We start from the raw sequence: 13,950 nt of genomic DNA, 5'->3' as shown, positions 1-13,950 counted from the left end.
TACGTCTTGAAGTACCATTGTCAACGAAACCCACCACGTTAAAGTTTACATATGAATAAAAAACAAACGATTGACCTTGATTTTGATCGTGACCATATTTGGCACCCTTATACATCAATGACACAGCCTATTCCGGTTTACCCTGTTACTCATGCAAATCATAATTTAATTTACCTAGAAACCGGCGAGCAACTCATTGATGGCATGGCCTCATGGTGGAGCGCAATTCATGGCTATAATCATCCGGTATTAAATAACGCCATGATTGAACAAATTAATAGCATGAGCCATGTAATGTTTGGCGGCATTACCCATAATAGCGCGGTAGAGCTGTGTAAAAGGCTTATTACAATTACCCCAAAAAGTTTAACTAAGGTGTTTTTAGCCGATAGCGGCTCGGTAAGTGTAGAAGTAGCGATTAAAATGGCGCTGCAATATTGGTTAAGCCAAGGGTTTACAAACAAGCAAAAATTAATGACGCCGTATAAGGGTTATCATGGTGATACATTTGCCGCTATGAGCGTGTGCGATCCGGTTAATTCTATGCACAGTTTGTATAAAGGTTTTTTACCAGAGCATGTGTTTGTACCCGCCCCTGTAAGTAAATTTGATGGCGAGTTTAACCAAGCAGAAGCCCAAACGCTTGAACAATACTTTAAAACGCACCATCACGAGGTAGCCGCCTTTATTATTGAGCCCATAGTACAAAACGCCGGCGGCATGAACTTTTACAACCCCGAGTATTTAGCCTGCGTTCGTAAATTATGCACACAATATAATGTTTTACTAATTTGCGATGAAATAGCCACAGGGTTTGGCCGCACGGGTAAATTATTTGCTGTAGAGCACGCTAATATAGAGCCTGATATTTTATGTATTGGCAAAGCCCTTACCGGTGGCTCAATGACCCTTTCGGCCACACTAACCAGTGATAAAATAGCCATAGGCATTAGCGAAGGTGAAGCCGGCGTTTTGATGCACGGACCTACATTTATGGGCAACCCGCTTGCCTGTGCGGTTGCGTGCGCCAGTATAGATTTACTTTTGGCGCAGGATTGGCAACAACGCATTAGCGATATAAACACTCAACTACAACAGCTTAAAAAGTGCAATGAATTAGATGCGGTAGCCAATGTGCGTACCTTAGGCGCAATAGGTGTTGTAGAGCTAACTGATGATGCTGGCAATGTAGATGTTGCTAAAATTCAAGCCTTTTTTGTAGAGCAAGGCGTATGGATTAGACCCTTTGGTAAACTTATTTACCTAATGCCCCCGTATATAAGTGACTCAGCCAGTATAAACACCTTATGTGATGCCATTTACACTGCAATTGCAGGTAAGCATTACTGCTAAGCGTTAAATTATACCTAAGAGGCATAGTCATTATTTGCCTGTTAGGTATTAATTTTGCTCAGGTTTTGAGCTTTGCATTGACGTATTTGTTATATTGATTTTAGTAAATATTACGGATATGATAATGTCTATCATTTACAATTACCTTTTCGGACTCTTTACTATGAAACACCTTTCTAAATCTGTAAAAACATTAGGTGCAAGCTTATTGTTAGCTTCTGCTTTTGTAACGCAACCGGCGCTAGCTAACGGCCCAATTGGTGAGCACGTAAACCATTTACAAGAAAACATTAAAGACTATTCAGAAGAAGTTGAATGGATGGTTGGTAAAGTAGACACCATGGTAACTGACTACAGCAAAAGCGGTGCAAAGGCTGTAAACAGCGACGATTTAATTGAATATTGGGAGTCGGTTAAGTTTCACAGCGCCATTGAAACTAACTTTGTGCCTGTATATGCCTCAATTTGGCAAGGCATTTATGGTGTAAAAATGGCTATTGATAACAACAAGCCTGCCCAAGAAGTGCGCAATCAGCAAAAAGCCATGAACATAGCCTTGTGGCAAGGTCTTGGTGCTGTTAAGCTTGCGGCAAAATTCCAGCAAAAAGGCTTACTTGATACAGTTAAAGCCACTGCTACAGAAGGCATGACCCAAAGTGCCACCATTGACGAAATCAAGCACAAGCTTGACCGTGTTGTTGCTAAATTTGCAGAGCGCTTAAACGAAGAAGCCACTGAAATTGTTCACGATACGTATTTACACCTTTTTGAAGGCGTAGAAGGTACGCTTATCGAACAAGATGCAAAACTAGTAGAAGTGCTGGAAAAAGATTTTAACGTAACACTACCGCAAACAATTAAAAGCGCTAAAAGCGTTGATGAAGTACGTGACGTGGTAAGTGATATGCACACTAAATTAGACCGCGCTAAAACGCTAATAGAAAAAGCGGAGAAGTCGCGTAAGGATGTTTTTTAAGTGAAGCGTAGGACCTTTATACAAGGCCTAGCTGCGTTAGGGGTTGTTGGCGCTTTGCCACTGCCCCTTTCTCGCGCACTAGCTGCCGATATAGCAAACCCAGTTTCTGTTGATAATTTACCAAAGCTTAAAGGTGATTTAACCTTATACCTAGGCCGTGGTGAAGGTGGTTTGTATGAAAATGTATTACAAGCGATTCAGAAAAAAAATCCTGACTTTAACTTAGCTATTCGCCGCGGTCCGACTGCTGCACTTGCCAATACTATAGTGGCAGAGGCAAAGGCAGGTGTACGCCGCGCCGATTTATTTTGGGCGGTTGACTCAGGCGCTATTGGCCTAGTTACCGATGCAGGCCTTGCAAAGCCCCTACCGAGTGATTTATCTGCACAGTTACAACCGCAATTTAGATATGATCAATGGGCGCCGGTTACCGGTCGGATCAGAACCTTGCCGTATAACACATCGCGTCTAACTAAAGACCAAATTCCCACAAGCATAATGGACATTGCAGATAGCGATTTATCAATTGGCTGGGCGCCTGCTTATGCGTCGTTTCAATCGTTTGTTACCGCTATGCGTATTTTAGAAGGCGATGATAAAACCGCTAAATGGCTTAAAAAAGTTAAAAAGCGCGCTAAAACATACGCCGGTGAACTCGGTGTTGTAATGGCGGTAGAACGTGGTGAAGTAGATATTGGTTTTGCTAATCACTACTACACGCTGCGTCTTAAATCGGGTAAACCAGATGCTAAATTAGACTTAGCCTTTACCGAGCAAGATGCAGGTTGTTTAGTCAATGCCTCGGGTATTTTAACGCTAAACGATGACCCACTTGCTACTAACTTTATGCGTTACTTATTAAGCGAAGAAGTACAAGGTTATTTAGCCCGAGAAGCGTATGAAATACCGCTTGTTAATGGCATTACTCAACCGGCAGGCTTACCATCGCTGAGTGACATATCTCCACCAAAGGTTGATTTAACTCAACTTGCGGATTTACGCCCCACCATCAACTTGATGCGCAACAACGGCGTTTTATAAATGCGAATACCTGCTTCTTACCCAATGGCGCTGCTTGCAGCGCTCATTACGATTACCCCTGTTTATATTTTAATTACCCTTGCTAGCGACTCCAGTACCCTTTTTGACAGTCATAATTTAAAAATACTGGGCAATACGTTATCGCTAATGGGCTTAACCGTATTTGGCTCAATTCTGATTGGGGTACCACTGGCTTTTATAAGTGCTTATGTGCATTTGCCTTTTAAAAAAATATGGCTGGTGATTTTTGCCGCGCCCTTGGCTATTCCAAGTTATATTGGCGCATTTACTTTGTACGCTGCGTTTGGCCCAGGTGGTGAAATAAATAACCTACTTGGCTTTGAAACCCCACCCATGTATGGGTTAAGCGGTGCAGCCATTGTAATGACCTTGTATACCTTCCCTTTTGTAATGATGACCACACGCTCGTCACTGCTCAGTTTAGATGCCAGCATGGTAAATGCAGCGCGTACCTTGGGTATGTCGATGACACAAAGTGTGTTTAAAGTAATTTTACCCCGTGTAGTTAACGGTATAGCAGCGGGCTCATTATTAGTGGCGCTGTATACACTTTCAGACTTTGGTACACCCGCAATGATGCGCCTAGATACCTTTACCCGGGTAATTTACGTAGAATACAATGCGTTTGCATTAGGGCGCGCGGCAATGTTGTCGCTGCAATTAATGGTTATTGTTGGCTTTTTACTTTTAATAGAGTCACAAATAAAAGCCGCCTCTGAACGACACGGTCGCCCACTGGTTTTATTTCCAACTAAATGGCAAATAACCGCAATGATTACTGCGTTTGGCCCTATTTTATTGTTAGCTATTGGTTTACCGCTGGCGATATTTTTTGTTTGGCTAGCACGCGATGGTTACAGCAATTTTGACTTTAGCATAGCGTGGAACTCAGCGTATGCCTCAGCCATTGCTGCCATAGTGGCGGTTATTGTAGCTATTCCTGTTGCTCATGCCGCATTAAGCGGAAAAGCCGGCAGAATAATGGAGCGCGTTACCTATTTTGGTTTTGGTATTCCTGGCATTGTGATGGGCACCGCGCTGGTATATGGCGGCTTGCAACTTCCGTTTTTATATCAAACATTAGCGCTTCTGATTATTGCTTATATGCTACGATTTTTACCGCTTGCCGTTGGCTCTATTCGCACCAGTACAGAGCATTTAGATCAAAGCTTAATAAAGTCTGCTCGCGTATTAGGCGCAAGCCCGCGTGAAGCCTTTACTCGCATTACCCTGCCGCTAACAATGCGTGGTATTATTGCCGGTGCTGCATTGGTATTTTTAGAATCAATGCGCGAGCTTGAAGCAACGCTATTGCTAGGCCCAACCGGGTTTGAAACCCTTTCAACCTATTTATGGCGTGTGTACGAAGCCGGTTATTTTGGCCGTGCTGCCATTCCCGGTTTATTGTTAGTGGTGATTTCTGCCTGTGGCTTAGCTATTATGATGTCTGGCGAAAAACGTAACCAACTCGAACATTGAGGATTTAAAAACAAATGCTATCTGTAAGCCAGTTGTCTATAGATTACGGCAGTAACCGTGTAGTAAGCGATTTAAATATATCGTTAGGTGAAAATGAAATTCTCATGCTAGTAGGCCCTACGGGCTGCGGTAAAAGTACAATATTGCAAGCACTTGCAGGGCTTATCCCCATTAGCGAGGGTGAAATAAACGTAGGCAAATGGCGCGCAACACCAAAACGTAATGTGCCCCCTGAAAAACGCAGTGTTGGTATGGTGTTTCAAGACTTTGCATTGTTTCCTCATTTAACGGTTGAGCAAAACATTTGTTTTAGATTAAAAGACACCGCCATTGCCGATCATTGGATTAAACTGCTTGGTCTAAATGATTTTAGAGCAAAAAAGCCAGCCACCCTCTCTGGCGGTCAAAAACAGCGCGTAGCACTTGCGCGTACACTTGCTCACCAGCCAGATTTTGTGTTACTTGATGAACCACTTTCTAACCTTGATGCCGCATTAAAAGATATGCTGCGCTGGGATATAAGAAACGCCCTAAAAGAAGCGGGAGTGCCTGCCGTGTGGGTTACTCACGACCAAGAAGAAGCGCTTTCGGTAGGTGACCGTGTAGGTGTATTACAAAACGGTAAAATACAACAGCTCGACAGCCCTGAACAATGCTTTAGCATGCCAAACAACCGCTTTGTAGCACGCTTTTTAGGTGAGGCAAGCTTTATTGCTGGGCAGTTTGAAAATGGCCAAGCAACCACCAGTATTGGCGTAGCACCAGGCCAAGGTATAGACTGCGACAGTGGCGATGTAGATGTGTTGCTTCGCCCTGACGATGTACAGCTTATTCAAAACTTAAATCAACCTAACGGTGAAGTTGTTTGGGTACGCTTTGAAGGTGGCAGCCGTTTATGTGCGGTTAAATTAAGCTGTAATACGCTCGTTACTAGCCGTGTAAGCCACGAGGTTGTGGTTAATCCGGGTGACAGCGTTCATGTATCTATTGTTACTACTCACCCGCTGGCTGTGTATAAAAAACAATAATTAAACTATGAGGTAGCTATGCCTAAACAGGGCCCTAACCCAAATAACCCTGCCCCTGTTGAGGGCTTTCCTCAGGTTGGCTTTTTAAAAAACTTTATTACCTCGCCTAATATAGTGGTGGGTGATTATACCTATTACGACGATCCTGACGGCCCTGAAAACTTCGAAAAAAATGTCCTTTACCATTTCGATTTTATTGGTGATCGAGAGGGTCTGTTTATCTTTCGAGATTAAATTTGCAGTAGTGTGTTTGGTTTTTAGACAAGGCAGAGCCTATGTAGTGTGGTTATTTCACATAAATAGGCGATAACGCAGTATAAAGACCAAACACGCACTGCCCGAAGGGTTCTGCCTAGGGGCAATTAACTCTTTGTTGCCTACATGGATGTAGGTAAGGGGCGTGAGCAGGATGCGGAAGCTTTGCTCCGTTTTCACTTAGCCCACTAGGTCACAAACCTCGCGCCGCGATTAAATTGCCACTAGTTTGAACAAATTTTAATCCTGAAAGGTAAACAGACCCTTATTGGGAAGTTTTGCGCCATAGCTAAAAACGTGACCTTTATAATGAACGGCGCTAATCATCAAACCGCGGGGTTTTCTACCTATCCATTTTTTATATTTGGCAACGGCTGGGAAAAATCGGCCCCACAGGCTGGCGAGTTACCCTTTAAAGGCAATACGGTTATCGGTCACAATGTATGGATTGGTTATGACGCAACCATAATGCCAGGGGTAAATATTGGCAGTGGCTCTATCATTGCAAGTAAATCGGTGGTTACCTGCGATGTACCCCCTTATAGCGTGGTAGGTGGTAATCCGGCAAAAGTAATTAAGCCCAGGTTTGATAGCAACACAATAAATACGTTATTAGATATAGCTTGGTGGGATTGGAGCAATGAAAAAATCACTGCTCATCTAGATGCCATTACTCAATATGATTTAAGCGCTTTAATAAAGCTTAAATAACCCATAAGTAACACTCACCTACCACTCAAACATGTACGCCATTTTACTAATGGTTTTTAAAGGCACGTTATGCGTGTTGCGCTTAGCGTATAAATGCTGCATAGACTTGTCTTTTACTTCACCAACAATAACTTCTTTAACTTGATAACCAAGTGCATGTGCTGCTTGAGAGTACGCAATAAACTCCCATTTTTTTATATTGGTGTTATCAACAATTACAAGCGGAATATTTTGCGCTAAAGCATTTATAAAGCGCGCTAAATTTAAATTATGATATTGCGGTAGTTTAAATTTATCAAAGTGATACTCGCCTTGTTCATTGACAAAGTAGTCATCGGTTGAACAAATTAAATATTGGCTTGTATCTACTCCACCAAGCTCATCGGCTAGGGTTTGTGCATAGTAAGACTTACCACTTCCTGGTAGCCCTCTTAAAATAAAAACTTGTTTCATAGCATCCATTTCTGGGTAATGGTAAATATTAAATAGTTAAAATTATGATGTGCTGTTTTACCGGCTTAATTGTTACTTATTATTTTATCATTGTAAGCCATTAGAATAACGCTGAAGCAGTTAGCGCGCCCACTAGCTTACAAATTTTGCTCGGTGATTAAATAGCCTCAAGGTTGGCTAATTTCAATCCGTAGAGTCAACACGCAGTAATAATGCCACAAAATCACTAAATTTCAGAGCACCAAATAACAATAGTGGTAATTTAAAGCAAAAAACGCTTTAAAAGTAACCCACTTGCATAAAAACTTTTAAAGAGTTGCTCACAATAGTTTTTTTATTTTATTTAACTAGGTAAGATACACGGTTCAAGTTCAACGCACTAAATTTAACCGCTGCGTTGAGTAGTTAATATTATACAGTTAGGCAACTTATATCATTGGAGTGAAGATGAGCCATTTAGCGATTTCAGAGCTATTAAAAGGCAATGTTGCGGTAGACAGCCAAGTAACAGTAAAAGGCTGGATCCGTACACGCCGCGATTCAAAAGCAGGAATATCATTTTTAGCCGTTCATGACGGTTCGTGTTTTGATCCTATTCAAGCGGTAGTTCCTAATTCACTAAATAATTATGATGAAGTTACTAGCTTAACAGCCGGTTGTTCTGTGTCGGTTACTGGTGTGTTAGTGCAATCTGCAGGTAAAGGTCAGTCATTTGAAATTCAAGCTAATTCTGTCACAGTTTTAGGTTGGGTAGAAAACCCAGATTCATACCCTATGGCCGCTAAGCGCCACAGCATTGAGTATTTACGTGAGCACGCTCACCTTCGCCCACGTACAAACATGATAGGTGCAGTAACACGTGTGCGTAACTGTTTAGCACAAGCAATTCACCGTTTTTACCACGAGCAAGGCTTTTACTGGATCAGCACCCCAATCATCACAGCCAGTGACTGTGAAGGCGCAGGTGAAATGTTCCGCGTATCAACACTTGATATGCAAAACTTGCCACGCACTGATAAAGGCGACGTTGATTACAGCGAAGACTTTTTTGGTAAAGAAGCCTTTTTAACGGTATCTGGCCAGTTAAATGGTGAAACATACGCATCGGCAATGTCAAAAATTTACACCTTTGGCCCAACATTCCGTGCAGAAAACTCAAACACGTCTCGTCACTTGGCTGAGTTTTGGATGGTTGAACCTGAAGTAGCATTTGCTGATTTAGAAGATATTGCAAAACTTGCTGAAAACATGCTTAAGTACGTATTTAAAGCGGTACTTGAAGAGCGCCGCGACGACATGGAATTTTTTGCACAACGTATCGAAAAAACAGCGATTAGCCGTTTAGAAGAGTTTGTAGAAAAAGACTTCGCCCAAGTTGATTACACTGACGCCGTAGAAATACTTAAATCATGTGGTAAAAAGTTTGAGTACGCCGTTGAATGGGGTGTAGATTTACAATCTGAGCACGAGCGCTACTTAGCTGAAGAACACTTTAAAGCACCGGTTGTTATTAAAAACTACCCGCGCGATATTAAAGCGTTTTACATGCGCCAAAACGAAGACGGTAAAACCGTTGCCGCTATGGACGTTGTAGCACCAGGCATTGGTGAAATTATTGGTGGTTCACAACGTGAAGAGCGCCTTGATGTGCTTGATGCGCGTTTAGATGAAATGGGCTTAAACAAAGAAGATTACAGCTGGTACCGCGATTTACGTAAATACGGTAGCGTGCCACACTCTGGCTTTGGTTTAGGTTTTGAACGCCTAGTTGCTTATGTTACAGGTATGGGCAACGTACGTGATGTAATTGCCTTCCCTCGTACTAAAGGCAGCGCAACGTACTAATCAAATTAATTGATTTTAAAAGCCAGCTTTTTTGCTGGCTTTTTAATGCCTGTTGTTTTTAATTATGGCTTTGTTGAATACTGTTTATAAATTAGAGATTTATAAATTTTGAACTATAGTTTTATAACGTATTCGTTATTTGGCTAATAGCATGATAAAAAACCTTATTTTAGCAGCCACCGTTCTGCTTTCTTCCTCTAACATTGCAACATCAGTTTCTGATATCGCCCCCGATCACAAGCCTTTACTTATTGGCGGCTCTTCTTCGGTCTCGCACCTGTTGCTTTTATTAAAGCCCAACTATGAAGAGCAAACTAATACGGCCATGCAAGTCCGCTCTATGGGCAGTACTAAAGGCATTAAAGCCATAGCACAAAACATTATTGATATTGGTACTTCATCGCGCTATTTAACCAATGAAGAGCAAGAGCAATACCCTCATGTACGTCAAATTGTTATTGCGCAAGATGCGCTGGTATTTTTTACTAACAAAAAAAATAATATTGATTCGCTAAGCGTAGAGCAACTCAGCGACATTTACGCGGGAAAATATAAAACGTGGCAAGAAGTTAACCCAGATTATAAACCAGAGACACAAAGAGATAATAAAATTCTCCTGTTTAGTAAGGCCTATAACCATGGCACCTTTGATATTTTATTAGAGTTTTTAAACCTATCTTTTATGCGGGTTCCAAATGGTAATACAATTAAACTAAAGCAGGCAGGTAACCACGGGTTATTTCCTAAAATGGAAGTGCAGATGTATGACGAATTTAACCAAGCCCTTGGCATAGTACAACGCATGCCCAATGCCATTGCTTTTGACTCTTACGGTGCAGTCTCGCAGCTGCTTGGCTCTAAAAAAATAAATAAAATAAATTTACTGGGTATCAATGGCGTTAACGTTTCAGATGAAACTATTAAAAATGGTGAATATACGTTTGTTCGCCCCCTAATTTTATTGGTAAATAGCCAATCTAGCCGCTCTGTAGAACAAGCAAAGGTGTTGCTCAATTTATTAAAAAATAAGCGTGTTTTAGATACTTTGTCAGCGCATCATTATTCTTTGGTTGAGGCTGAATAAAAAAAGCCGCAGGAACCTAAGTTCACCGCGGCTTTACAACCAGAATATGTTTATAGCGCGTTTTCAAGCTGCGGTAATACCTCAAATAAATCAGCAACTAGGCCGTAATCTGCCACCTGAAATATAGGTGCGTCTGGGTCTTTATTAATCGCTACAATAACTTTTGAGTCTTTCATACCTGCTAAATGTTGAATAGCACCACTTATGCCCACGGCAATATACAGATTAGGCGCCACGATTTTACCCGTTTGCCCTACTTGCATATCGTTCGGTACAAAGCCTGCATCAACGGCAGCACGAGACGCACCAATTGCAGCGCCTAACTTGTCAGCAATACCGTTTAATAAAGCAAAGTTTTCACCATTTTGCATGCCACGACCACCTGATATAACCACCTCAGCTGCAGTTAGCTCAGGACGCTCTGACTCGGTTTGTTCAACACTTACAAAGTCACTTAATTGAGTATCACTTAGCGCATCTAATGCATTTATGCTGGCAGGTGATTGTTGGTTTTGTAAGTCAAAACTACTCGCTCGTACGGTGATCACTTTTTTACTATCAAGCGATTTAACCGTGGCAATTGCATTGCCGGCGTAAATGGGGCGTTTAAATGTATCGCTATCTATTACTTCTATTATTTCTGACACTTGCGCGACATCTAAAAGCGCTGCAACGCGAGGCATAAAGTTTTTACCTGTGGTGGTTGCACTGGCAACAATATGCGTATAATTATCGGCAATAGCTAAAACAAGCTCGGCCATATTTTCAGCTAACTGATGTTGATAAAGTGCATTATCGGCAGTGAGTACAGTTGTTACACCTTCTATACTGGCAACCTGTTCGCTCATTGCACCTACATTTAAACCCGCAATAAGTACATCTATATCAAAGCCTAATTTACTTGCCGCATTGATTGTTTTTGAGGTTTCTGGTTTTAGTGCACCGTTATCGTGCTCTGCAATTACAAGTGTTTTCATTTAAATCACCTTTGCCTCTGTTTTAAGTTTCTCTACCAGCTGGGCTACATCTTCAACAACAATCCCGCCACTGCGCTTAGCCGGCTCTTCTACTTTCATTAACTGTACGCGGGGTGTTAAATCTACACCTAACGAATCTGCTGCTATTACATCAAGTGGTTTACGCTTTGCTTTCATTATATTTGGCAGCGATGCATAGCGAGGCTCGTTTAAGCGTAAATCGGTAGTTACAATAGCGGGCAGTTTTAGTGCAACAGTTTGTAAGCCACCATCTACCTCACGGGTTACATTCACTGTGTTACCGTTTATATCCACCTTAGAGGCAAACGTACCTTGGCCGCACTTAGTTAAAGCCGCCAGCATTTGGCCAGTTTGGTTGTTGTCTGAGTCAATAGATTGCTTGCCTAAAATAACCAGTTCTGGGGCTTCTTGCTCAACTAATTTTGCTAATAATTTAGCAATGTGCAGCGATTCTAGTTTTTCATCGGTTTCGATGTGAATGGCTTTATCTGCACCTAATGCAAGTGCGGTGCGTAGCTGCTCTTGCGCTGCTTTTGCACCAATTGTTACCGCTATAACCTCTGTTGCTGTGCCCGCTTCTTTTAATCGAATGGCTTCTTCTATCGCAATTTCACAAAATGGGTTCATTGCCATTTTTACATTTGCTAAGTCAACGTCGCTGTTATCAGCCTTTACGCGTGCTTTAACGTTGTAATCGATCACTCTTTTTATTGGAACGAGAACTTTCATAGGAACTCCATCTATATTTAAACCTACAAGCTAACGTGTACGTCAACCTATTTATTTTATGAATTCAGACTACTTCCTGTTGACGTAAACGTCAACCTAAAATAACCTTAAAGTATTCACAGCCTGTAACATTTAATGTGCAAGTATTAAAAAGGCTGCATTGCTTATCTAATTTAGCTAAGCCCGTCATTGATTAAGAGGTTATTATGGTCGAACGTGAAACCATGGAATTTGATGTAGTTATTGTAGGTGCCGGCCCAGCGGGCCTTGCCAGTGCAATTAAACTCGCACAGCTAGCGCAAGAAAAACAACAAGAACAAACTATCTGTGTGGTAGAAAAAGGCTCCGAGGTAGGCGCGCATATTCTTTCAGGCGCGGTATTTGAAACCAAAGCCTTAGATGAGCTTTTGCCTAACTGGCAAGAGCTAGGCGCTCCCGTCACTACACAAGTGACACAGGATGAAATTTATTGGTTTAATAACAGCGAAAAAGCCACTACTCTCCCTCGCTTTGCGACCCCTAAAACATTTCATAATGAAGGTAATTACATTGTTTCTATGGGCAATGTGTGCCGATGGCTTGCCGAGCAAGCTGAAAATTTAGGTGTTGAAATATTCCCAGGCTTTAGCGCTCACTCTTTAATTATTGAGCAAGACACCGTTAAAGGCATTATTACGGGCGATATGGGCGTTGATAAAGACGGCAATGAAAAAGATGGTTATATGCCAGGTATGGAACTTCGCGCTAAATACACTGTATTTGCTGAGGGGTGTCGCGGGCATTTAGGTAAACAGCTTATCAACGAGTTTGCGCTTGATAAAGATGTGTCACCACAGCACTATGGCTTAGGCTTTAAAGAGATTTGGCAAATAGATGCCAGTAAACACCAGCAAGGTAAAGTAGTGCATGGTACGGGCTGGCCGCTAAGTGGCGATACCAATGGCGGCTCTTTTATGTATCACTGCGATAACAATCAAGTGGTTGTAGGGTTAATTGTTGATTTAAATTATTCTAACCCGCATTTAAGCCCGTTTGATGAGTTTCAGCGAATGAAACACCACCCTGTTTTTAAGCAAACCCTTGAAGGGGGTGAACGCATTGCCTATGGTGCCCGTGCAATTGCAAAAGGCGGCCTTCACTCGTTGCCTAAAATGCATTTTGCTGGTGGCTTATTAATAGGTTGCGATGCCGGTACGCTCAATTTTGCCAAAATTAAAGGTAACCATACCGCAATGAAATCGGGCATGGTGGCGGCAGACGTTATTTTTAAAGCGCTCCAAAATGGCCAAGCTAATACTGATTTAGCTGATTATAAAAACGCGTTTGAAAATTCTTGGGCTTATAAAGAGCTTTACCAATCGCGTAATTTTGGCCCCGCGATGCATACATTAGGTAAGTTTGCTGGGGGTGCGTATAATACCCTTGATCAAAACATCTTCAACGGTGCACTGCCCTTTACCTTTAAAGACAACACGCCCGATTACGATACGCTAAAAGATGCAGCTAACAGCCCTCACATTGACTACCCTAAGCCTGATGGCCTACTTAGCTTTGATAAGCTCTCTAGCGTGTTTTTATCTAATACTAATCATGAAGAGTCGCAGCCTTGCCATTTAAAGCTTAAAGATCCCGCCATTCCTATTGCGGTTAATTTAGTAAAGTTTGACGAGCCCGCACAGCGCTATTGCCCTGCAGGGGTATACGAAGTGCAACAAATTGAAGGTGAAGATCAGTTTGTGATTAATGCTCAAAACTGTGTGCACTGTAAAACCTGCGACATAAAAGACCCAAGCCAAAACATTACGTGGGTAACACCCGAAGGTGCTGGCGGGCCAAACTACCCTAATATGTAACTATTTTATGCACAAAGGTGCATTAAAAACCTATCTTTTACATATAAATTATAAACCTATCCTAAATTGCAGGGGCTTCGGCCCCTTTTTTGCGGTATGCTCATAGGTAAGTTTCATAAAGTGA

General features: G+C 42.0%; 12 protein-coding genes and 1 pseudogene. 10 read left to right on the top strand and 3 right to left on the bottom strand.

The genetic code is table 11. The features are described from left to right. Positions 1-51: 51 nt before the first annotated feature. The 7 genes and pseudogenes from bioA to OIZ54_RS20275 form a co-directional block, all read left to right on the top strand. Positions 52-1,353, top strand: a complete 1,302-nt coding sequence (gene bioA / locus OIZ54_RS01490; RefSeq protein ID WP_264389493.1) for an adenosylmethionine--8-amino-7-oxononanoate transaminase — start codon at positions 52-54, stop codon at positions 1,351-1,353. A 163-nt stretch (positions 1,354-1,516) separates the two neighbouring features. Beyond that, on the top strand, positions 1,517-2,329 hold the full coding sequence (locus OIZ54_RS01485; RefSeq protein ID WP_004586641.1) for a hypothetical protein: 813 nt from the start codon (positions 1,517-1,519) through the stop codon (positions 2,327-2,329). Next, the gene (locus OIZ54_RS01480; protein WP_004586642.1) at positions 2,330-3,370 is read left to right on the top strand and encodes an extracellular solute-binding protein; all 1,041 of its coding nucleotides are present in this window, start codon (positions 2,330-2,332) and stop codon (positions 3,368-3,370) included. Beyond that, positions 3,371-4,870, top strand: a complete 1,500-nt coding sequence (locus tag OIZ54_RS01475; RefSeq protein WP_264389492.1) for an ABC transporter permease — start codon at positions 3,371-3,373, stop codon at positions 4,868-4,870. Between the two features lie 14 nt (positions 4,871-4,884). Further along, positions 4,885-5,898 (top strand): ABC transporter ATP-binding protein, encoded by a 1,014-nt coding sequence (locus OIZ54_RS01470; protein WP_004586644.1) that lies wholly within the window; start codon positions 4,885-4,887, stop codon positions 5,896-5,898. Positions 5,899-5,916: 18 nt separating this feature from the next. Further along, positions 5,917-6,132 carry a chloramphenicol acetyltransferase gene (locus OIZ54_RS01465; protein ID WP_413680422.1) on the top strand — a complete coding sequence of 72 codons (216 nt, stop codon included), beginning with the start codon at positions 5,917-5,919 and terminating at the stop codon, positions 6,130-6,132. A 273-nt stretch (positions 6,133-6,405) separates the two neighbouring features. Then, positions 6,406-6,864 (top strand): annotated as a pseudogene (locus OIZ54_RS20275) (CatB-related O-acetyltransferase); the annotation flags it as partial. Between the two features lie 18 nt (positions 6,865-6,882). Here OIZ54_RS20275 and OIZ54_RS01455 read toward each other — a convergent pair. Then, complete coding sequence (locus OIZ54_RS01455; protein WP_004586647.1) at positions 6,883-7,317, bottom strand: ATP-binding protein; 435 nt, start codon at positions 7,315-7,317, stop codon at positions 6,883-6,885. Between the two features lie 447 nt (positions 7,318-7,764). On the opposite strand from OIZ54_RS01455, the gene asnS reads away from it, so the two are divergent. Then, the gene (gene asnS, locus OIZ54_RS01450) at positions 7,765-9,162 is read left to right on the top strand and encodes an asparagine--tRNA ligase (RefSeq protein WP_024033570.1); all 1,398 of its coding nucleotides are present in this window, start codon (positions 7,765-7,767) and stop codon (positions 9,160-9,162) included. Between the two features lie 151 nt (positions 9,163-9,313). Further along, positions 9,314-10,246 carry a PstS family phosphate ABC transporter substrate-binding protein gene (locus OIZ54_RS01445; protein ID WP_264389491.1) on the top strand — a complete coding sequence of 311 codons (933 nt, stop codon included), beginning with the start codon at positions 9,314-9,316 and terminating at the stop codon, positions 10,244-10,246. Between the two features lie 50 nt (positions 10,247-10,296). Here the strand turns inward: OIZ54_RS01445 and OIZ54_RS01440 are convergent, their stop codons facing one another. Both OIZ54_RS01440 and OIZ54_RS01435 read right to left on the bottom strand, forming a co-directional pair. Then, the gene (locus OIZ54_RS01440) at positions 10,297-11,223 is read right to left on the bottom strand and encodes an electron transfer flavoprotein subunit alpha/FixB family protein (protein WP_264389490.1); all 927 of its coding nucleotides are present in this window, start codon (positions 11,221-11,223) and stop codon (positions 10,297-10,299) included. Beyond that, complete coding sequence (locus tag OIZ54_RS01435) at positions 11,224-11,973, bottom strand: electron transfer flavoprotein subunit beta/FixA family protein (RefSeq protein ID WP_264389489.1); 750 nt, start codon at positions 11,971-11,973, stop codon at positions 11,224-11,226. 206 nt (positions 11,974-12,179) lie between these two features. Here OIZ54_RS01435 and OIZ54_RS01430 point away from each other — a divergent pair, with 206 nt between their 5' ends. Then, the gene (locus OIZ54_RS01430; protein ID WP_096739623.1) at positions 12,180-13,826 is read left to right on the top strand and encodes an electron transfer flavoprotein-ubiquinone oxidoreductase; all 1,647 of its coding nucleotides are present in this window, start codon (positions 12,180-12,182) and stop codon (positions 13,824-13,826) included. Positions 13,827-13,950: the final 124 nt, after the last annotated feature.

Origin of the sequence: Pseudoalteromonas sp. A3, from assembly GCF_025942345.1 — a bacterium.
GTDB lineage: Bacteria > Pseudomonadota > Gammaproteobacteria > Enterobacterales > Alteromonadaceae > Pseudoalteromonas > Pseudoalteromonas atlantica.
This window is presented reverse-complemented; position numbering and strand designations above follow the sequence as displayed.